At 73.4% G+C, this 19,607-nt stretch carries 18 protein-coding genes; 8 read left to right on the top strand and 10 right to left on the bottom strand.

The genetic code is table 11. The annotated features are described in order from the left end of the window. Positions 1-401, top strand: a 401-nt coding sequence (locus AB4880_RS04285) for a PucR family transcriptional regulator (protein ID WP_367917964.1), incomplete at its 5' end; no start/stop codon positions are given. A gap of 96 nt (positions 402-497) precedes the next feature. Here the strand turns inward: AB4880_RS04285 and AB4880_RS04290 are convergent. After that, entirely contained in the window at positions 498-1,727 is a 1,230-nt protein-coding gene (locus tag AB4880_RS04290) for a class I adenylate-forming enzyme family protein (RefSeq protein WP_367917965.1), read from the bottom strand. A gap of 22 nt (positions 1,728-1,749) precedes the next feature. Between AB4880_RS04290 and coaE the strand changes: the two genes are divergently transcribed. After that, the gene (coaE, locus tag AB4880_RS04295) at positions 1,750-2,337 is read left to right on the top strand and encodes a dephospho-CoA kinase (RefSeq protein WP_367917966.1); all 588 of its coding nucleotides are present in this window, start codon (positions 1,750-1,752) and stop codon (positions 2,335-2,337) included. Between the two features lie 29 nt (positions 2,338-2,366). Here the strand turns inward: coaE and AB4880_RS04300 are convergent, their stop codons facing one another. The 3 genes from AB4880_RS04300 to AB4880_RS04310 all read right to left on the bottom strand — a co-directional run bounded on the left by AB4880_RS04300 (position 2,367) and on the right by AB4880_RS04310 (position 7,044). After that, entirely contained in the window at positions 2,367-3,329 is a 963-nt protein-coding gene (locus AB4880_RS04300; protein WP_379228621.1) for a sigma-70 family RNA polymerase sigma factor, read from the bottom strand. Between the two features lie 199 nt (positions 3,330-3,528). Next, positions 3,529-5,679 carry a S9 family peptidase gene (locus tag AB4880_RS04305; RefSeq protein WP_367917967.1) on the bottom strand — a complete coding sequence of 717 codons (2,151 nt, stop codon included), beginning with the start codon at positions 5,677-5,679 and terminating at the stop codon, positions 3,529-3,531. A gap of 9 nt (positions 5,680-5,688) precedes the next feature. Then, positions 5,689-7,044 (bottom strand): DNA polymerase IV, encoded by a 1,356-nt coding sequence (locus AB4880_RS04310; RefSeq protein ID WP_367917968.1) that lies wholly within the window; start codon positions 7,042-7,044, stop codon positions 5,689-5,691. 133 nt (positions 7,045-7,177) lie between these two features. Between AB4880_RS04310 and AB4880_RS04315 the strand changes: the two genes are divergently transcribed. Next, positions 7,178-8,239, top strand: coding sequence for a DUF4192 domain-containing protein (locus tag AB4880_RS04315; protein WP_367917969.1), 1,062 nt, complete (start codon positions 7,178-7,180; stop codon positions 8,237-8,239). Positions 8,240-8,299: 60 nt separating this feature from the next. After that, positions 8,300-9,760 (top strand): glutamate-cysteine ligase family protein, encoded by a 1,461-nt coding sequence (locus tag AB4880_RS04320; protein WP_367917970.1) that lies wholly within the window; start codon positions 8,300-8,302, stop codon positions 9,758-9,760. Between the two features lie 17 nt (positions 9,761-9,777). Here AB4880_RS04320 and AB4880_RS04325 read toward each other — a convergent pair whose 3' ends face one another. Continuing rightward, positions 9,778-10,230 carry a hypothetical protein gene (locus AB4880_RS04325; RefSeq protein ID WP_367917971.1) on the bottom strand — a complete coding sequence of 151 codons (453 nt, stop codon included), beginning with the start codon at positions 10,228-10,230 and terminating at the stop codon, positions 9,778-9,780. Between the two features lie 69 nt (positions 10,231-10,299). On the opposite strand from AB4880_RS04325, the gene AB4880_RS04330 reads away from it, so the two are divergent. Next, the gene (locus tag AB4880_RS04330; protein ID WP_367917972.1) at positions 10,300-11,124 is read left to right on the top strand and encodes a sulfurtransferase; all 825 of its coding nucleotides are present in this window, start codon (positions 10,300-10,302) and stop codon (positions 11,122-11,124) included. Between the two features lie 7 nt (positions 11,125-11,131). Here AB4880_RS04330 and AB4880_RS04335 read toward each other — a convergent pair whose 3' ends face one another. The 5 genes from AB4880_RS04335 to AB4880_RS04355 all read right to left on the bottom strand — a co-directional run bounded on the left by AB4880_RS04335 (position 11,132) and on the right by AB4880_RS04355 (position 17,306). Beyond that, positions 11,132-13,177, bottom strand: coding sequence for an SDR family oxidoreductase (locus AB4880_RS04335; protein WP_367917973.1), 2,046 nt, complete (start codon positions 13,175-13,177; stop codon positions 11,132-11,134). 114 nt (positions 13,178-13,291) lie between these two features. Next, positions 13,292-14,269: a septation protein SepH gene (sepH, locus tag AB4880_RS04340; RefSeq protein WP_367917974.1), complete on the bottom strand. Its 978-nt coding sequence runs from the start codon at positions 14,267-14,269 to the stop codon at positions 13,292-13,294. 125 nt (positions 14,270-14,394) lie between these two features. Next, positions 14,395-14,799, bottom strand: coding sequence for a YchJ family protein (locus AB4880_RS04345; protein ID WP_367917975.1), 405 nt, complete (start codon positions 14,797-14,799; stop codon positions 14,395-14,397). Further along, positions 14,792-16,111, bottom strand: coding sequence for a D-arabinono-1,4-lactone oxidase (locus tag AB4880_RS04350; RefSeq protein ID WP_367917976.1), 1,320 nt, complete (start codon positions 16,109-16,111; stop codon positions 14,792-14,794). Before AB4880_RS04350 ends, AB4880_RS04345 begins: the two co-directional genes overlap by 8 nt. Continuing rightward, a complete protein-coding gene (locus AB4880_RS04355) occupies positions 16,080-17,306 on the bottom strand; it encodes an MFS transporter (protein WP_367917977.1) in 1,227 nt (408 codons plus the stop codon). Before AB4880_RS04355 ends, AB4880_RS04350 begins: the two co-directional genes overlap by 32 nt. 32 nt (positions 17,307-17,338) lie before the next feature. Here AB4880_RS04355 and AB4880_RS04360 point away from each other — a divergent pair, with 32 nt between their 5' ends. The 3 genes from AB4880_RS04360 to AB4880_RS04370 form a co-directional block, all read left to right on the top strand. After that, the gene (locus AB4880_RS04360; RefSeq protein ID WP_367917978.1) at positions 17,339-18,397 is read left to right on the top strand and encodes a ferrochelatase; all 1,059 of its coding nucleotides are present in this window, start codon (positions 17,339-17,341) and stop codon (positions 18,395-18,397) included. Beyond that, entirely contained in the window at positions 18,394-19,185 is a 792-nt protein-coding gene (locus tag AB4880_RS04365; protein ID WP_367917979.1) for an inositol monophosphatase family protein, read from the top strand. Before AB4880_RS04360 ends, AB4880_RS04365 begins: the two co-directional genes overlap by 4 nt. Before the next feature lie 138 nt (positions 19,186-19,323). Further along, the coding region (locus AB4880_RS04370) for a DUF4193 domain-containing protein (protein ID WP_367917980.1) at positions 19,324-19,607 on the top strand (284 nt) is incomplete at its 3' end.

The raw sequence follows: 19,607 nt of genomic DNA on the forward strand, positions 1-19,607 counted from the left end.
CGGGCCTGCGCGGCGGCCGCGGGCGCGTCGTACCGGCCGCCGACGCGGGCCGCAGCGCCGAGACCGCCGCCCACGCCCTCGACCGCACCACCGCCGCCACCCCCGTCCGCCGCTGGGAGGACGTCGCCGACGCCGGCCCCCTCGCCCTCATCCCGCCCGCGCTCGGCCACGAGTACGCCGCCTCCCTCCTCGGCCCCCTCGACCCCGAGCTGCGGATCACCCTCGCCGCCTTCCTGCGCCACCACGGCTCGCGCGGCGCCGTCGCCGACGACCTGGGCGTGCACCGCAACACGGTCCGCAACCGGCTCGCGGAGATCGAGCGGCTGCTCGGCGTCGACCTGGACGACCCGGCGACGCGGGTGAGCGCGTGGCTGGCGCTGGAGCTGGATGCGGAGTCGTAGGTGCGTCTCACCCGGCATTCCTGTCGTAGATCGGCGCGATGGACGACCGAGTTGCCGGGTGAGACCGAGAGACCGACCCCGTGGACCAGGCCGGCCCTACCCGAGCTCGTTGCGGCGCACCTTGCCGGTCAGCGTCCGCGGCAGCTCGTCGCGGAAGACGTACTCCTTGGGCCGCTTCGGCGGCGCCAGGTGCTCCCGCGCGAAGGCCTCCAGGTCCGACGCGGATGCGCTGCCGACCACCGCCGCGCACACCCGCTGTCCCCAGGTGGGGTCGTCGACGCCGTACACGGCGATGTCGGCGACGCCCGGGCAGGTGCCGAGGACCTGCTCGACCTCGGTCGGGTAGACGTTGACTCCGCCGCTGATGATCAGGTCCTCGCGGCGGCCGTCGAGGTAGAGGTAGCCGTCGGCGTCGAGGCGGCCGAGGTCGCCGACGGTGAAGGCGGGGCCGTCGGGGGTGTCGCGCCAGGCGGCGGCGGTCTTGTCCGGGGCGCCGAAGTAGGTGAACCGCGCGAACGGCGGGACCGTGCACCAGATGGTGCCGTCGTCGTCGGTCTGCAGCAGGCGGCCGGGGCGGGCACGACCGACGGTCCCGGGGCGCTCGAGCCACTCCTCGCTGCGGCATGCGGTGAACTGACCCTCCGTGGAGCCGTAGAACTCCCACGTCGAGCCCGGCGGGAAGGCCTCGATGACCCGGTGCTTGAGGTCGGTCGGGCAGGGCGCGCCGGCGTGCGCGACCAGTCGGAAGCTGGAGAGGTCGGGCCGGCCGTGCTCGTCCCAGTGCGCGAAGAGTCGCTGCAGGTGGGTCGGCACGCAGAACATCGTCGTCGGCCGCTCCGCCTCGATCGCCGCGGTGACCGCCGCCGGGTCGAAGGGCCCGGGGATGACGATCCGGCCGCCCGCGAGCAGGGTTCCCATCGCGAACCGCAGCGGTGCCGAGTGATAGAGCGGGCTGAGCACCAGGTTGACGTCGTCGGGGGAGAAGCCCCACAGGTCGCGCTCCTCGGCGACCAGCGCCGCCGCGTCCTGCGGGGAGAGCGGCCCCGAGTAGACGCCCTTCGGCACGCCCGTCGTGCCGCTCGTGCAGTGCATCGGCCGCCCCAACGGCAGCCCGGTCGGAGGCAGCGGCGCGACGAGCGCGGCCAGCTCCTCCTCGGTCCGGACGACGTGCGACGGCGCCAGCCCGTCCAGGATCCGCGCCTGCTCGGTCGCGGTCAGCCGCGGGTCCAGCGGGATCGGGAAGATGCCGGCGGTCAGCATCCGCAGCACCGCGTCGACGTACGCGTGGGAGCCGGGCAGGAGCAGGGCGACCCGTTCGTTCTCCACGGCCTCACAGTAGGGTCCGGCTGTGCGCGTCGGACTGACCGGGGGGATCGCCTCGGGGAAGAGCACCGTGTCGTCGATCCTGCGGGAGCTGGGGGCCGTCGTCATCGACGCCGACCAGATCGCGCGGGAGGTCGTGGCGAAGGGCACGCCCGGCCTCGCGGCCGTGGTGGAGGCCTTCGGTCCCGACATGCTGACGCCCGAGGGCGAGCTGGACCGGCCGAAGATGGGCGCGCTCGTCTTCGCCGACGAGACCCAGCGCAAGGTGCTCGAGTCGATCGTGCACCCCCTCGTCTTCGAGCGGTATGCCGAGCTGGAGGCAGCCGCGCCCGCCGACGGGATCGTCGTCCACGACATCCCGCTGCTGGTCGAGTCCGGCCGGGCGGAGGAGTTCGAGGCGGTGATCGTCGTCGACGCCCCCGAGGAGCTCCAGATCGAGCGGATGGTCCGCGACCGCGGCTGGACCGAGGACGACGCCCGCGCCCGGATCGCCGCTCAGGCGACGCGCGAGCAGCGGCGGGCGGTGGCGACGTACCTGATCGAGAACACCGGAACGCGCGAAGACCTCCGTCTCGCGGTGACGGAGGTCTTCGAGGCGCTGCTCGCGCCCTGAGGGCACGCGCCTGGCGGCGTCGGCGTTGGTCAGGCGGCCATGTCCGGGTCACCCAGGCGGCGCAGCTTCTGCAGCGCCTCCCGCTCGAGCTGGCGCACCCGCTCGGCGGAGATGCCGTGCTTGACGCCGATGTCGGCGAGCTTGTGCTGGCGGCCGTCGGTGAGGCCGTAGCGGGACCGGATGATGTCGGCCGCGCGCGGGTCGAGCTGGTCGACGAGCTGGTTGAGCCGGTCGCGCGCCTCGACGTCGAGGACGGTCAGGTCGGGCCCGGGGGCCGTCTCCTGTGCCATCAGGTCGCCGAGCGAGGTGTCGCCGTCCTCGTCGACCGGGGTGTCGAGGCTGACGTGCTCGCGGCCCCAGGCCATCAGGTCGAGCACCCGCTCGACCTCCATGCCGAGCTCGAGGGCGATCTCGGCCGGCTCGGGGTCACGGCCCAGCTGGCGCTCGAGGGTACGGCGGGCGCCGCCCACCTGGTTGAGCTCCTCGACCACGTGCACGGGAAGCCGGACGACGCGCGCCTGCTGGGCGATGCCGCGGGTGATCGCCTGGCGCACCCACCAGGTGGCGTAGGTGGAGAACTTGTAGCCCTTGGCGTAGTCGAACTTCTCGACGGCGCGGATCAGGCCGGTGTTGCCCTCCTGGATCAGGTCGAGCATCGGCATCTGGGCCCGGCCGTACTTGCGTGCGATCGAGACGACCAGGCGCAGGTTGGCGTTGATGAACTCCGTGGTGGCCTTGCGGCCCTCCTCGGCGATCCACTCCAGCTCGGCCTCGGTGGCCTGCATCGGGGCGCCGCCCTTCCTGCGCCCGACGCGGCCCTGGGCGAGGAGGCTCTCGGCGTAGAGGCCGGCCTCGATCGTCTTGGCCAGCTCGACCTCGCGAGCCGCGTCGAGCAGGGGAGTCCGGGCGATCTCGTCCAGGTACAGGCCGACGCTGTCGCGTCCCTCGATCTCGCGTCCGGTGTTCCGGGGCCTCGTCATCGTCGCTGCCATCGCGTCCCTCCTTCGCCAGTGCGGCTGGAGCCCATCCGCACACGTGTTCCAACACAGGGGAGGTACCCGGGATTCCCAGGAGTCTCCGTGTTGCTCTCACCGGCAATGACGTGCGACGGCTCCCGGAAGTTGCGGCCGGAACCGAATCTCAGGGACTTCTCAACTTACCGGGAACCTGGTGACGGCCCCGGTGAGCGGCTCAGGAGCTCAGGAGGGGAGCGTCGGCCAGCCCGAGCCGGTCGAGGATCCACGCGAGCGTGAACGCCCGCTCCTCCCAGGCGCGGTAGCGCCCCGACACGCCGCCGTGGCCGGCCGCCATCTCGGTCCGCAGCAGGACGTCGGCCTCCGGCGCCCGGTCGCGCAGCCGGGCGACCCACTTGGCGGCCTCCACGTAGAGCACCCGGGTGTCGTTCAGGGACGTCTCGGCGAGGATCGGCGGGTAGGGGAGTGCCGCCACGTTCTCGTACGGCGCGTAGCCGGCGATCCGCTCGTAGGCCTCCGGGTCGCCGGTCGGGTCGCCCCACTCGTCGTACTCGGGGACGGTGAGGGGCAGCGTGGCGTCGAGCATGGTGGTCAGCGTGTCGACGAAGGGCACGCCCGCGACCAGGCCGCCGAAGGCCTCGGGCGCCTGGTTGGCGACCGCGCCGATGAGCAGTCCGCCCGCGCTGGCCCCCTCGGCGACGATCCGGTCGGCGGTGGTCCAGCCGGACGTGACGAGGTGGCGCGCGCTGGCGATGAAGTCGTCGAAGGTGTGCTGCTTGTGGGCGAGCTTGCCGTCGTCGTACCAGTGGCGGCCCATCTCGCCGCCGCCCCGGATGTGGGCGATCGCGAAGGCGGCGCCGCGGTCGAGCACGGAGAGCCGGCTGACCGAGAAGTACGGGTCGATCGAGGCCTCGTAGGCGCCGTAGCCGTAGAGGTGGACCGGGATCGGGGCGCCGTCGGTGCGGACGCCCTTGCGGACGACGAGCGAGATCGGCACCTGGACGCCGTCGACCGACGTCGCCCACAGCCGGTGCTCCTCGTAGTCGTCGGCGTCGTAGCCGCCCAGCACCGGCGCCTGCTTGCGCAGCACCAGCTCGCCGGAGCGCAGGTCGTGGTCGTAGACGGCCGACGGGCGGGCCAGGCTGGTCATCCCGACCCGGATCGTCGGCTGCTCGAAGGCCGGGTTGCTGCCCGCGCCCACGGTCGCCAGCTCGCCCGGGAACTCGACGAAGCGGTCGGCCGTGACCGGGCTCTCGGGGTCGGCGCCGAGGTCGAGGATCCGCACCTGCGAGCTGCCGTTGCTGCGTTGCTGGACGACGAGGTGGTCGGCGAACGCGTCGACGTCCTCGAGCCGGACGGCGGGGTCGTGGGGCAGCAGCGGGCGCCAGTCGGCCGGCGCCGTCGGGACGGCGGGCGCGTGCCCCAGCTCGAACTCCGGCCCGGTGGCGTTGTGGAGCACCAGGAACCGGTCCTGGCCGCCCACCACGGCGTGCTCGAGGGAGTACTCGATGCCCTCGGTGCGCTCGGCGAAGCAGACCGGCGCGGCGTGCGGGTCGGCGGCGTCGAGGACGTGGAACTCCGAGGTGGTCTTCGAGCTCGCCGCGATCATCACGTAGCGGCGGCTGCGCGTGCGCCCGACGCCGACGAAGTAGCGCCCGTCGGGCTCGTGGAACACAAGCTCGTCGTCGGCCTGGGCGGTGCCGAGCCGGTGCCGCCAGACCTTGTCGGGACGCCAGGCCTCGTCGACGGTCGTGTAGTAGAAGTGGTCGGCCGAGCCGCCCCACGTGACGCCGCCGAGGACGCCGGTCAGCACGTCGCCGTGCAGCTCGCGGGTGGCGAGGTCGAGGACGCGGACCGTGTAGCGCTCGTCGCCGACCACGTCGACGGCGTACGCCAGGAGGCGGTCGTCGGGGCTGACCGAGGAGCCGCCGACGGAGAAGAAGTCGTGCCCCTCGGCGAGCTGGTCGAGGTCGAGCATGACCTCCTCGCCGGGCAGCGCGGGCTCGTCGGGGTGGGCGTCGGCAGCGGGCTGCGGGGGAGTCCAGTCGTCGAGGTCGGCGACGGGGACGCGGCAGCTGGCGCCGTACTGGCGGCCCTCGAAGGAGCGGCCGTAGTACCAGTAGCCGCGCACGCGGGTGGGCACCGACAGGTCGGTCTCGAGGGTGCGGGACTTGATCTCGTCGTAGATCCGGCCGCGCAGGTCGGCCAGGTGGGCCGTGCGGGCCTGGGTGTAGTCGTTCTCGGCCTCGAGGTGGGCCAGGACCGCCGGGTCCTCCTTGGCGCGCAGCCACTCGTACTCGTCAGTGCGGGTGTGGCCGTGGTGCGTGGTGGTGACGGGGTGCTGGGGGGCGCGCGGCGGAACGGGCATGCGGGAACGCTACTGCTCGTCCGGTTGCTCCGGCTCCGGCGGTCGCCACCGACTCAGCTCGGGGTCGTCGGCACGGAACGAGCGGACCGGCCCGGGCGGCGTCTCGGCGGTCTCGAAGCGGACCGTCACCACGCCCTTGCCCGCGCCCCAGACCCAGCCGCGGCCGTGCTCGGTGTGGATCACGTCCTGGCCGGGGGACCACGTCGTACCGGTCCACGTGGCGCCGGCCTGGTCCGGCTCCGGCTGGGTCGGCGTCTCGGCCTCGGGCGCCTCGTCCGCGTCGTCGTCGGCGAGCGAGGCGAAGAGGTCCTCCTGGATCCAGTCGGCCAGGCCCGAGACGCCCACCCCGAGCAGGCGTACGCCGCCGGAGGTGTCGAGGTCCTCGAGCAGGGTGCGCGCCAGCCGGGCGATCGTCGCGGGCTCGTCGGTCGGCGCGGGCAGTGTGGACGACCGGCTCAGCGTGGTGAAGTCGTAGAGGCGCACCTTGAGGGTCACGGTCCGACCGGACAGGCCGTTCGACCGCAGCCGCTTGGCCACCTCGCCCGCCTGGCGGGTGACGATGGCGCTCATCTGCCCCCGGTCGGTCAGATCGTGCTCGTAGGTGCCCTCGACGCTCACCGACTTGGTCTCGCGGTCGGGGACGACGGGACGGTCGTCCTCGGCGCGGGCCAGGTGGTAGAGCCCCTGGCCGAGCGCCTTGCCGACGACCCGGACCAGCTCGTCCTGGCTGATCCGCTCCAGCTCGGCGACCGTGTGGACGCCGGCCTGGCGCAGCCGCTGGACGGTCGCCGGCCCGACCCCGGGGATCACCGACACGTGCAGCGGGCGGAGCAGGTCGAGCTCGGTGCCGGGCTCGACGACCACCAGCCCGTCGGGCTTGCGCAGGTCGCTCGCGATCTTGGCCAGGAACTTCGACGACGCCAGGCCCACCGACGCGGTCAGCCCGCCCGTCACCTCCCGGACCCGCGCCCGCAGCTCCTCCGCCCGCGCGGTCACCGTCGCCAGCTCCAGGTCCGGCAGGTCGCTCTGCGCCAGGTCGACGAACGCCTCGTCGAGCGAGAGCGGCTCGACCAGCGGCGAGCAGGCGCGCAGGACCGCCATCACCTGCGCGCTCGTCGCGCGATATGCCTCGAACCGCCCCGACAGGTACGCCGCGTGCGGGCACCGGGCCCGCGCCTCCCGCGTCGACATCGCCGACCGGACCCCGAACGCCCGCGCCTCGTAGGACGCCGTCGACACCACGCCGCGTCCCCCGACGCCGCCCACCACCACCGGCTTGCCCCGCAACGACGGCTTGTCGCGCTGCTCCACCGCCGCGAAGAACGCGTCGAGGTCCAGGTGGAGGACCGAAGCGTGGGCGCGCACGGCCGTCACGTTAGTCGTCACCACCCCCACCACCATCCCCCGACTCTCCACAGCCCCCACCCCCACCCGTCCCTCTCCACAGTCCCTCCCTCACCACTCCGCCCCCGACGCCCACCCCCTCCACGCTGTCCCCATGACCACCACGCCCTCCCTCACCCGCCCTCCGCTCGTCCCGACGCTCACCGCCCACGACGCCACCGACCTGCTCGCCCTCGCGCCGGTCGTCCTCGGCTTCTGGCCCGAGCACTCGATCGTGATGTTCACCCTCGGCGCCCGCCGTCCGTTCCACGCCCGCCTCGACCTCCCGCCGCTCGCCGAGCAGACCGCCGCCACCCGCCGCCTGGTCGACAATCGCCTGCTCGCCCCGGCCCGCCGCCACGACGCCCGCCGCGTGGTCCTCCTCTACTACGACGACCACCGCCCCGCGGCGGCCTCGATCCACAGCACGCTGCGCATCGGCTGCCGGCGCGCCGGCATCGGCATCGCCGCCGCGCTGCACGTCGACGGCGAGACCTACAGCGACCTCGAGGCCCCCGAGCGGGCGATGCGCCTACGCCGCACGCCCTACGACGTCACCGGCCACCCCTTCGTCCGCGACGCCATCGCGACCGGCCGGCTGGCCCACCAGACCCGTGACGACCTGGTCGCGTCGGTCGCCCGCGATCCCGAGGCCGCCCAGGCGGTGAGCGCCGCCCTCCTCGCGGGCGGTCACCTCGACCGCGGCATCCCGGTCACCGGTCGCGCGGTCCGGGCCGCGGGTGAGTGGGTGTCCGCTCTCGTCCAGCGGCTGCTCGCCGAGGCGCGCGCCGACCCCGTGCCCCTCGCCGACCCCGAGCTGGCGCGGCTGGTGTGGGTCATGCAGTCGCTCACGGTCCGCGACGCGGCATGGGCCCTGATCACGGCGAGCAGCGCCCCGGCGCACGTCGCGGTGTGGCGAGACGTGGTGCGACGGGCGCCCGACGAGCTGGCGCCGGCGCCCGCCGTCCTGCTGGGGTGGGCGGCGTGGCAGGCCGGCGACGGCGCCCTCGCCTGGGCCGCCGTCGACCGCGCCCGCTGCGCCGACCCCCACTACCGGCTCGCCCACTACCTCGCGATGCTCCTCGAGAACGCCGTTTCCCCCGACGTCTGGACGCCCGAGTTCGACTGGGCTGCCGGGCTCCCCGCGGCCTCCGGTCCGCCCGACCTGCCCCCGTAGGGCGGGCTCGCCGCGCGGCAAACCCTCGCCCGACGGCGCGAACCTGTCTAGTGTCGGCGCATGGGAGATGATGTCGCCGCCCAGGAGTTCACCCCGGCCGACCGCACCCGCTACCGCGAGAAGGTGCGCCGCTGCCTCGACGTCTTCGAGCGGATGCTGCGCGAGTCGGCATTCGACACCGACGACCCCTGGACGGGCGTCGAGGTCGAGCTCAACCTCGTCGATCCGGCCGGCGATCCGGCGCTGCGCAACGCCGAGGTGCTCGCCGCGATCGAGGATCCGGACTTCCAGACCGAGCTCGGCCAGTTCAACATCGAGCTCAACCTGCCGCCCGGCCCGTTGCGCGGCGGGGGACTGGAGGCCTACGAGACCCAGCTGCGCGCCAGCCTCAACAACGCCGAGAAGCACGCGGCCGCGGTCGGCGCGCACCTGGTGATGATCGGGATCCTGCCCACGCTGGCCGATCGCCACCTCGAGGGCGACGTGATCAGCGCCAACCCGCGCTACCGCCTGCTCAGCGAGCAGATCCTGCGGGCTCGCGGCGAGGACATCCTCATCGACATCCAAGGCGTCGAGCGGCTGCGCGCGACGGTCGACACGATCATGCCCGAGGCCGCGTGCACCAGCACGCAGTTCCACGTCCAGGTGAGCCCGGAGCGCTTCGCGTCGTACTGGAACGCCTCGCAGGCGATCGCGGGCGTGCAGATCGCGGTGGGCGCCAATGCGCCCTACCTGCTGGGCAAGCAGCTGTGGTCCGAGACCCGCATCCCCCTCTTCGAGCAGGCCACCGACACGCGCAGCGAGGAGCTCAAGGCGCAAGGCGTGCGGCCGCGGGTGTGGTTCGGCGAGCGCTGGATCACCTCCGTCTTCGACCTCTTCGAGGAGAACGTCCGCTTCTTCCCGGCACTGCTGCCGGTGATCGACGAGGAGGACCCGCTCACCGTCCTGGAGGCCGGCGGTACGCCGAACCTCTCCGAGCTGCGCCTCCACAACGGCACCATCTACCGCTGGAACCGGCCGGTCTACGACATCGCCGGCGGCCGGCCGCACCTCCGCGTCGAGAACCGGATCCTCGCCGCCGGCCCGACCGTCGTCGACACGGTCGCCAACGCCGCCTTCTACTTCGGCCTGGTCCGCGCGCTGGCCGAGAACGAGCGCCCGCTGTGGTCCCAGATGTCGTTCAGCGCCGCCGAGGAGAACTTCCACACTGCGGCCCAGCACGGCATCGACGCCGAGATCTACTGGCCGGGCCTGGGCCGGGTCCGCGCGACCGAGCTGGTCCTGCGCCGGCTGCTGCCGCTCGCCCACCAGGGCCTCGCGCAGTGGGGCGTCGACGCGGACGAGGCCCACCGCTACCTCGACATCATCGAGCAGCGCTGTCTGGCCGGCACCAACGGTGCCGACTGGTTCGCGCGCCGGGTGCAGGAGCTCGGCGACGTCGACCGCTACGACGCGCTGCGCTCGGTCCTCGGCGACTACCGGGCGCGCATGCACGACAACCAGCCCGTCCACACCTGGTAGCGGTCGGTATCCGCCGGTCAGCCGGCTGAGGTCGCGGCAGGGACGCGGAGCCGGCTCCAGGTCCGCCCGGCGCCCGAGCGCGGGTCCCGCCACGACCGCCGGGTCACCACGACCAGGTCGAGACTGACTCCGAGCTCGGGCCCGGCGCAGCCGACGGCGGCGGCCCAGGCGAGGTCCTCGAGGTCGGGGCCGTCGGGGGCGCGGGTGAGCCAGAGCAGGGGGACGACGTCCTGGGCGAGGCTGTCGCGGCACATCGCTTCGACGATCTCGGTCCGCAGGGCCAGGTCGAGGCACTCGCCGGGCCGGATCTCGAAGGTGCGGATGTGGCCCGGCCCCGCGCCCGGCAGGCCCGCATGCAGGACGGCGGGAGGGCGGCGCCGTTGCTCGGCGGCATGGTCGACGACCACGCGGCGCAGGACCCGCTGGAGCAGGGCGGGGACGGGCTCCTGGATCCCGGGCGAGGTCGGCATGGCGCCGAGCCTGCCCGATCCGGCGCGGTCGCGTCGGGCTCCTCCACAGGCCCCTCCTAGGCTGACGCCATGACGAGATCCGGACTGATCACCGTCGACGAGCTGGGCGCGCAGCTGCCGGGCACCGTGACGATCCTCGACGTCCGCTACCGGATGGGCGGCCCGCCAGGGCAGGAGGAGTACGCGGCCGGCCACATCCCCGGCGCCACGTACGTCGACCTCGACGCCGAGCTGGCCGCGCCGGTCGGCGACGGCAGGCGCGGGCGGCATCCGCTGCCCGACGTGGCGGAGTTCGAGGCGGCGATGCGCAGGGCCGGGGTCCGGGACGAGCTCCCCGTGGTCGTCTACGACGACTGGTCCGGCCACGCGGCCGCCCGCGCCTGGTGGCTGCTGAGGTTCCACGGGCACGGCGACGTCCGGGTCCTGGACGGCGGCTGGGCGGCCTGGCAGGCGGCCGGCGGCTCGATCGCGACCGGCGCCGACGCAGCCACGGACGCGGGCACCTTCAGCGCCCGCCCCGGCGCGATGCCGGCCGTCGACGCGACCACGGTCGACGCCGCGGGTGTCGTCGTCGACGCCCGAGCAAGCGAGCGCTACCGCGGCGAGGTCGAGCCGATCGACCCGGTGGCGGGGCACATCCCCGGTGCGGTCAACGTCCCGACGAGTCGCAATCTCGACGAGCACGGTCACTTCAGGAGCCCGCACGAGCTGGCCGCGACCTATGCGGAGGTCGGGGCGACGGCGGACGCCGACGTGGCCGTCTACTGCGGGTCGGGCGTGACCGCGGCGCACGACGTCCTGGCGCTCGAGCTCGCCGGAGTCCGGGCAGCGCTCTACCCGGGCAGCTGGAGTGAGTGGGTCGCCGACCCCAGCCGCCCGGTCGAGACGAGCTAGCGCGAGGTCACCAGTGCACGCCCCGGAACAGCTGGGCGAGCAGCATCTGCTCGGTCTCCCGGCGGTTCGAGGCAGGCGCCTCCTCGGCGGCGGCCGCGGCGGCCGAGGCGGGCTTCTGGCCCTTCGCGGCGGCCGAGTCCGGGAACACCTGGTAGGCCAGATTGAGGACGCGGAAGGCGGTCCGCGGCGCGATCGTGTGGGCCAGCTCGCCGGCGGTGCCGAGGGCGGTGTTGATCTCGTGCGGCTTGTCGACCATCGCCTTGATCACCACGTCGGCCGCCTGGGCGGGCGAGATCGTGGGGAACTTGTCGTAGATCTTGGTCGGGGCGATCATCGGCGTCCGCACCAGCGGCATGTGGACGTTGGTGAACGTGATCCCGTGGCCGACGACCTCGGACGAGACGACATTGCTCCAGGCGTCGAGCGCCGCCTTCGAGGCGACGTACGCCGAGAAGCGCGGCGGGTTGGTCTGCACGCCGATCGAGGAGATGTTGACGATGTGCCCCGAGCGCTGGTCGTGCAGCTTGGGCATCAGGCCCATGACCAGCCGGATCGCGCCGAAGTAGTTGAGCTGCATGGTCCGCTCGAAGTCGTGGAAGCGGTCCTGGGAGAGCTTCAGCGAGCGGCGGATCGAGCGCCCGGCGTTGTTGATGACGTAGTCGACGCTCGGCAGCTCGGTCGACAGCTGCTCGCACAGCCGGTCGATCGCCTCGAGGTCGGACAGGTCGCACGGGAACACCTCGGCACGGCCGCCGCGGAGCTCGATGATGTCGCGGGTCGCCTCGAGCTTCTCCTTGCCGCGGGCGACGAGGACCGGGATGCCGCCGGCCTGCGCGACCTTGAGCGCGACGACCTGGCCGATGCCGGAGGAGGCGCCGGTGATGACGACGTACTTGTCCTTGAGCGCGGCGACCGCCTTGCCGTCGCGGCCGGTGGCGTCGTCGAGATTCTCCTCCCAGTACGACCACAGCGCCCGGACGTAGGTCTCCAGCGGCGGCACGCTCAGCCCTGAGCCGGCCAGGGCCTTCTCGGTGGCGCGCGAGTCGAAGACCGACGGGAAGGACGTGTGGGCGAGCACCTCGGCGGGGATGCCGAGGCGGCCGACGGTCTGGTCGAGCACCAGCTGCGCCGGCGCCGAGCGGACGACGGCGTTCATCACGTTGATCGGCCGCAGCGCGCGGGGGATCAGCGACAGCGGACCCGCGGTCGTGATCGCCCGGTCGACCGGGGTCGCGAAGCGGGGCGCGCCCGCGGCCGCGCAGAAGGCGTTGATCATCTCGATCACCGGCTGCGGCTCGGGGTTGACCAGGTGGAAGGCCTCGCCGTCGTGCCCGGGGACGTGGGCCAGGTGGTCCATCGCCTTGGCGACGTAGTCGACGGGCACCAGGTTGGTGTCGCCGAGGTCGAGCCCGACCAGCGGCAGCCAGGCCGGCAGCGCGTCGCGCAGCCGCTTGATGACCGGGAAGAAGTAGTAGGGGCCGTCGATCTTGTCCATCGCGCCGGTCTCGGAGTGACCGACCACGATCGCCGGACGGTAGACCCGCCACGGGATCGACGACTCGTCGCGGACGATCTTCTCCGACTCGTACTTCGTCCGGTGGTACGGCGAGGGCAGCGGCTGCCCCTCCTCGAACATCGCCTCGGTGAAGCGCCCGTGATAGTCGCCGGCCGCCGCGACGGAGGAGACCTGGTGGAACACCCCGGCCCGCAGCTCCTCGGCCAGGGCCAGGGCGTTGCGGGTGCCGTCGATGTTCATCGCGTCGTTGGTCGCGTCGTCGGCGGTGATGTCGTAGATCGCGGCGAGATGGAAGAAGTGGTCGATCGAGCCGGCGTGCTCGGCGATCCACGCCGGGTCGACGCCGAGACTCGGCTGGGAGAGGTCACCGATGACGGGCTGCACCCGGTCGGATCCCCACTGACGGATCAGAGCCTCCATGCGCGGGAGCGAGGACGCTCGCACGAGCACGAAGACCGGACCGTCCCGGTGGTCGACGAGCTCAGCGATGAGATGGCGCCCGATGAAACCCGTGGCGCCGGTCACGAAGTAGGCCATGCGCGAAACCTACGCCGTACGACGGGTCCCGCGCGCCCCTTGCGGGCGACTTGTTACTGGAGAGTTCGGTGACACGGCACGTGGGCTAGACGGCTTGCCGGACCGGGGCGCGGCCTACTGGTCGCCGCCGCCGAACATGATCTCGTCCCAGCTCGGCACCGACGCGCGGCCGCGCTTCTTCTGCACCGGACGCCGGTGACGGGCGTCCTCCTTGGGCTCGTCGGCGGTCGCCCGGATCGGCTCGTCGACGGCTGGGGCCTCGGCGGGCTGCTCGGCGGCCGTCTCGGCCGCCACCTCCGGCGCGGGCGCCGGGGACTCCGCGGGAGACCCGGCGACCAGGTCGAGCGCCTGGTCGATGTCGCCGAGCGGCAGCTGGTCGACGTCGCCGCCGAGCGGCAGCTCCTCGGCCGGTACGGCGGCCAGCCGGCGCTCGCGGACCTGCTGGAGGTCGTCGCGGGCGGCCGGGGCGGCCTCGGGCAGCACGTCGCCGATCAGCCAGCGGGCGTCGTCGTTGTCGGAGAGCACGTAGTTGCCGGGGGCGTCGAAGGTGAACCGTGCGACGCCGCCGCGCTCGCCGGTCTCGAAGGTGCCGGTGAGCACCCAGCGGCCGGTGTCGCGGCGGTAGGCGTCCCAGGCCACGGCCTCGGGGTCGGCGCCCCGTCCGCGCAGGTGGGCGGCGACCGCGTCGCCGAGGACGCGACTCTGCGCGGCGCCGCCGCCCTCGCCGGGCGTCCGGCGGACGGAGGCCTTCTGGGCGCGGCCGGCGATGTGCTCGCGCTCGGCGAGGACCGGCGCGACGTACGGCATGATCGCGTCCACCGTGGTGCCGGCCGCCTCGGCGACCGCCTCCGCGGACTCGCCGGCACGGATCCGCGTCTGGATCTCGCGGGGACGGATGCTGCTGCTCATCTTGGTCTCCAATCGACGCGGCGCGTCGCCGCGCACGGCGGCGCGGAGCTCGGGCGAGATGTCGAGGGTGAACTCCCCGCCCTGGTCGTCCACCAGCAGGAGGCGGCGGCGATCGCTGCCGTCCGTGGCGAGGGTGAGGCGCACGGGGCGGTCGCTGCCGCCCTGGTCCGCCGTGTCCGTCATCATTCCCTCGGGTCGTCTGCCTGGTGCTTGCCTGTCCGCCCGAGCCTACGCCCGGCCGGTGCGCGGAGCGGGACCCCACTCCGCGTGTGCCGAACATTTGTCGACAATGATCGGCGCGGGACGGGTCACTCGCTCGACCAGCGGGCCTTGCCGCGGACGTAGGTCCACATCTCGCCCTGCCGCCGGAACCGGCTCACCTCGTGCAGCATCCCGGGGACGCCGTCGACGGTGTGGTGCGCACGGAACTCGACGACGCCGCGGCGGTCGCCCTCGCCGCCGTCCTGGACGGCGACGATCTCCAGCCCGGTCCACCGCACCCGGTCGTCGAGGTCGAGCGACGGCGGCCGGGTGGCGGGGTGCCAGGTGTGCAGCAGGTACGACGCCAGGCCCTTCACGAACGCCGAGTACCGCGAGCGCATCAGCTCCTCGGCGGTCGGCGCGGTGCCGGGGGCGCGATGGAAGCGGCGGCAGCAGTCGTCGTAGGTCAGCCCCGAGCCGCAAGGGCAGGCCGGACGCGTGCTCTCAGCCACCGAGCACCCGCTCCAGGTAGGCGTTGGCGAACACCCGGTCGGGGTCGAGCCGGTCGCGCAGCGCGCGGACGTCGGGGAGCCGCGGGTAGAGCTCGGCGACGTCGGCCAGCCCCAGCGTGTGCAGCTTGCCCCAGTGGGGCCGGCCCTCGTGGGCGCGCATGATGGGCTCCATCACCGCGAAGTACGCCGTGTGGTCGGCCCGGCGGTGCGTGTGGAAGGCCAGGTAGAACGAGTCGCGCCCGTAGGACGTCGAGAGCGGCACGTCGTCGCTCGGCGCCACGCGGATCTCCACCGGGAACGAGACGGTCAGCCCGGAGCGCTCGAAGGCGGTGCGGCACGCGCGCAGCACGTCGAGGCCGACCTCGCGCGGGACGGCGTACTCCATCTCGCGGAAGACCACCCGGCGCTCGGTCGTGAAGACCCGGTGCGCGATGTCGGTGTAGGTGCGCGGGCCGAGGAGCCGCGACGCGAACCGGTTGGCGGCCGGGATCGCTCGCGGCACCAGGTTGAGCGCGGCGGTCTGCGCGCCGAAGACCGTGTTGGACAGCAGGTCGTCGTCGAGCCAGCCGCGCCACCGGGGGAGCGGCGCGGCGGCCGCGAGGTCGGTGCCGACGCGGGTGTTGCGCTTGGTGAGCATCCGGTCGGAGTGCGGGAACCAGTACATGTCGACGTGGTCGTGCGCGGCGGTGAGGTCGTCGAAGGAGGCCATCGCGTCGGCCCACGACATGGGCCGCTCCTCGGCGCGCAGCAGGAACAGCGGCTCGACCGTGAAGGTGATGGTGACCAGGACGCCGAGCGCCCCGAGGCCGACGCGGGCCAGGTCGAGGATGTCGGCGTTCTCGGTCGCGGTGGCCCGGACGACCTCGCCGGTGCCGGTCACCAGCTCGAGGCCGACGACCTGGGCGGCCAGCCCGGCGGCGCGGCCGCCGGTGCCGTGGGTGCCGGTCGAGATCGCGCCGGCGAGCGTCTGCTCGGCGATGTCGCCCATGTTGTGCAGGCTGAGCCCGAGATTCGCGAGCTCGGCGTTGAACACCTTGAGCTGGGTGCCGGCGAGCGCAGTCACGGTCATCGTGTCGCGGTCGACGGCGACGATTCCGCGCATCCGCTCCGGGCGCAGGTGGACGTCGTGCGGCGTGGCGATGCCGGTGAAGCTGTGGCCGGTGCCCGCGCTCTTGACCGTCCGTCCCGCGGCCCGGGCGGCGGTCACGATCGCGGCGACCTCGGCGGCGTCCGCGGGCTGCACCACCTCGAGCCCGGCCGCGGTCTCGAGGCCGGACCAGTTACGCCAGGTGCTCGGCGGCGGTGTGCTCATGGGACCGCACCGTATCCGGGCCGGCCGCCACCCTGACCAGCAGCGCGCCGGTGAGGCAGAGCAGACCTCCGGCGAGGCAGACCAGGTAGGCCGCTGGCGCGCTCACGTGGTCGATCACGACGCCTGCGACGGCCGCGCCCGGGGCGAGCCCGACGCCGAGGCCGGTCTGGAAGAACGCCATGCCCTCGGTGAGCCGGGCCGGCGGCAGCACCTGCTCCGCCAGCGACATGCCGGCGATGAGCGTGGGGGAGATCGCCATGCCGCTGAGCAGCAGCACCGGCGCCATGACCGCGAGGTTCGGGACCAGGAAGAGCGGGGCGGTCGCGACGACCATGCCGATGCCGCCGATCCGCAGCCGGTACAGGGGGCCGCGGCGCCAGGTGATGGCGCCGGATACGGCGCCGGCGAGCAGGCTGCCGAGCGCCCAGATGCCGAGGAGGACGCCGGACAGCGCCTTGTGGCCCTCGGCGTCGGCGAAGGCGACGGTCGCCACCTCGGCGGCGCCGAAGACGATGCCGAGCGCGGTGCCGACGACGGCCAGCGGGCCGATCGCGGCCCACGGCATCGGCGGCCGGGCAGTCCGGGTCCGCTCGCGGGGATGGGCCGGCGGCTCGGTGCCGCGCTGCGCGGCGAACGCGTAGGTGCCGATCAGGCCGGCGGCCAGAGCCGCCCACAGCCCGGCGGCCGGAGCGACGCTGGTGGCGAGCATGGTCACCGTGATCGGGCCGACCAGGAAGACCGTCTCGTCTGCGACCGCCTCGAACGAGAACGCGGTGTGCAGCCGCGTCGGCTGGTCGGCGAGGGTGCGCGACCAGCGGGCCCGGACGCAGGTGCCGACCGACGGCAGCGAGGCGCCCGCGACCACCGCGAACGCGTACGTCGTCCAGGTCGGCCAGTCCCACGCCAGCGAGCCCATCGCCAGGGACAGCCCGATGCCCCACAGCGTGATCGCGACGGGAAGCACCCGGCCCTGACCGTGCCGGTCGAGCAGCCGGCCCTGGACGATCGCGAAGCAGGCGTTGGCGATCAGCGCGACCGCGGACACCGAGCCGGCGAAGCCGTAGGAGCCGGTCTCGTGCTCGGCCAGCAGCACGATGCCGAGACCCACCATCGAGATGGGCAGGCGGGCGACCAGACCGGTCAGGCTGAACAGGGCGGTCGCGGGGGTGAAGATCTGGCGATAGGTCTGCAACATCTCGCGCTCATCGTCCTCCCTACGATGGGGCCGTGCCGAATCCGGACCAGAACCCCAACCCCGCCGACCCCTACGACGCCCTGCTGCTCGTGTCCTTCGGGGGGCCCGAGAAGCCGGAGGACGTCGTGCCGTTCCTCGAGAACGTGACCCGCGGGCGGGGCATTCCGCGCGAGCGCCTCGAAGTGGTGGGGGAGCACTACTTCCTGTTCGGCGGCCGCTCGCCGATCAACGACCAGAACCAGGCGCTCATCGCCGCGGTCGAGCAGGAGCTCGCCGCCCACGACATCGACCTGCCGATCTACTGGGGCAACCGCAACTGGGCGCCCTACCTGGCCGACACGGTCGAGCAGATGGCCGCCGACGGCGTACGACGGGCGCTGTGCCTGGTCACCTCGGCGTACTCGTCGTGGTCGAGCTGCCGGCAGTACCTCGACAACCTCGAGGCCGCCGTCGCCGCCGTCCCGGAGGGGCTGACCGCGCCGCGGCTCGACAAGATCCGGGCCTACTACGACCACCCCGGCTTCGTCGCCGCCAACGTCGACGGTGTCCTGACCGCCCTGGCCGACCTGCCGGACGACGTCCGCGACGGCGCGCGTCTGGTCTTCGTCACCCACTCGATCCCCACCACGATGGCCGACGCGAGCGGTCCCACCGGCGGCGCCTACGTCGCCCAGCACCTCGAGGTCGCCGGCATCGTCGCCGACCAGGTCGCCGCCGCGACCGGCGTCACCCGCGCGCACGAGCTGGTCTACTGCTCGCGCTCGGGCTCGCCGCACACGCCGTGGCTGGAGCCCGACGTCAACGACCGGCTCGAGGAGCTCGCCGGCGAGGGCGTGGCGGCCGTGGTGCTGATCCCGGTCGGCTTCGTGTCCGACCACATGGAGGTCGTCTACGACCTCGACACCGAGGCGCTGGCGACCGCCGAGCGGCTCGGCATCCCGGCCCGGCGCGCAGCCTCGGCCGGCACCCACCCCGCGTTCGTGGCGGGAGTCCGCGAGCTGATCCTGGAGCGGGCCGCCGCCGAGCGGGCCGGCACGCCCGGCCCGTGCGACTCCTGCCCGGCCGGCTGCTGCCTGGGCGACCGGGCATGACCGAGCCGGTCGCGCTGCGGGTCCTCGCCGAGGAGGTCGCCCGGCGCGCCGCCGACCTGGTGCGCGAGCACGCGGCCCAGGGCGTCTCGGTCGCGGCGACCAAGTCGAGCGAGGTCGACGTCGTCACCGCCGCCGACCGGGCCAGCGAGGAGTTGATCCGCCGGCTGATCCTCGCCGCCCGCCCCGACGACTCCTTCCTCGGCGAGGAGGGCGACGACATCGTCGGCAGCTCAGGAGTGCGCTGGATCGTCGACCCGATCGACGGGACGGTGAACTTCCTCTACGGCATCCCCGAGTACGCCGTCTCGATCGCCGCCGAGGTCGCCGGCGAGGTCGTCGCCGGCGTCGTCATGGACGTCGCCAAGGACGTGCTCTACGCCGGCCACCAGGGCGGCGGGGCGACCCGCGACGGCCGGCCGGTCGCCGTACGGGGTCCGGCGCCGCTGGCCCACCGGCTGATCGCCACCGGCTTCCACTACACCCGCCCGGTGCGCGAGGTGCAGGCCGCGGCGGCGGCCCGGCTGCTGCCCGAGATCCGCGACCTGCGTCGTACCGGCTCGTGCGCCCTGGACCTGTGCCGGGTGGCTGAGGGCGCGCTCGACGGGTATGTCGAGGAGGGCGTCCACCTCTGGGACCACGCCGCCGGCGGGCTGATCGCCCGGCTGGCCGGGGCGCGGGTCCTGGTGACCGTCGGGGCGGCCGGAGCGGAGGCGGTGGTATGTGGTCCGGATCACGGATTCGAAGCCCTTGAACAGGCCGTCAGAATGGCGGGGTTCCTGCGGGAATAGCCGCGGTCCCGGTGCTGTTCTGGCGGGTCGCATCCACCCGGGTATTGACTCCTGGGCCAGATGGTGCACAATCTGCCGCGCCGATCCGCTCGCTGAAGCGGTCGGGTGGCCAGCCGAAGGGGAGAGAGCACACACGTCATGGCGACTGACTACGACGCACCGCGCAAGAACGAGGACGAGCAGTCCGAGGAGAGCATCGAAGAGCTCAAGGCGCGCCGCCACGACAAGAACTCCGGCAAGGTCGACGAGGACGAGACCGAGGCCGCAGAGGCCTTCGAGCTGCCCGGCGCGGACCTCTCGCACGAGGAGCTCGCCGTCGAGGTGAAGCCCAAGCAGGACGACGAGTTCACCTGCATGAGCTGCTTCCTGGTCCACCACCGAAGCCAGCTGGCGGACGCGGACAAGATGATCTGCAAGGACTG

It is taken from the genome of Nocardioides ginsengisoli (assembly GCF_039537225.1).
Classification (GTDB): domain Bacteria; phylum Actinomycetota; class Actinomycetes; order Propionibacteriales; family Nocardioidaceae; genus Nocardioides; species Nocardioides ginsengisoli.

Excerpts from the sequence above, each read along its gene's own strand:
- AB4880_RS04325 (WP_367917971.1), bottom strand. The coding sequence starts at position 10,230 with ATGCCGACCTCGCCCGGGATCCAGGAGCCCGTCCCCGCCCTGCTCCAG.
- AB4880_RS04355 (WP_367917977.1), bottom strand. The coding sequence starts at position 17,306 with ATGTTGCAGACCTATCGCCAGATCTTCACCCCCGCGACCGCCCTGTTC.
- AB4880_RS04320 (WP_367917970.1), top strand. The coding sequence starts at position 8,300 with ATGGGAGATGATGTCGCCGCCCAGGAGTTCACCCCGGCCGACCGCACC.
- AB4880_RS04365 (WP_367917979.1), top strand. The coding sequence starts at position 18,394 with ATGACCGAGCCGGTCGCGCTGCGGGTCCTCGCCGAGGAGGTCGCCCGG.
- AB4880_RS04315 (WP_367917969.1), top strand. The coding sequence starts at position 7,178 with ATGACCACCACGCCCTCCCTCACCCGCCCTCCGCTCGTCCCGACGCTC.
- AB4880_RS04350 (WP_367917976.1), bottom strand. The coding sequence starts at position 16,111 with ATGAGCACACCGCCGCCGAGCACCTGGCGTAACTGGTCCGGCCTCGAG.
- sepH (WP_367917974.1), bottom strand. The coding sequence starts at position 14,269 with ATGACGGACACGGCGGACCAGGGCGGCAGCGACCGCCCCGTGCGCCTC.
- AB4880_RS04300 (WP_379228621.1), bottom strand. The coding sequence starts at position 3,329 with ATGGCAGCGACGATGACGAGGCCCCGGAACACCGGACGCGAGATCGAG.
- AB4880_RS04335 (WP_367917973.1), bottom strand. The coding sequence starts at position 13,177 with ATGGCCTACTTCGTGACCGGCGCCACGGGTTTCATCGGGCGCCATCTC.
- AB4880_RS04330 (WP_367917972.1), top strand. The coding sequence starts at position 10,300 with ATGACGAGATCCGGACTGATCACCGTCGACGAGCTGGGCGCGCAGCTG.
- AB4880_RS04305 (WP_367917967.1), bottom strand. The coding sequence starts at position 5,679 with ATGCCCGTTCCGCCGCGCGCCCCCCAGCACCCCGTCACCACCACGCAC.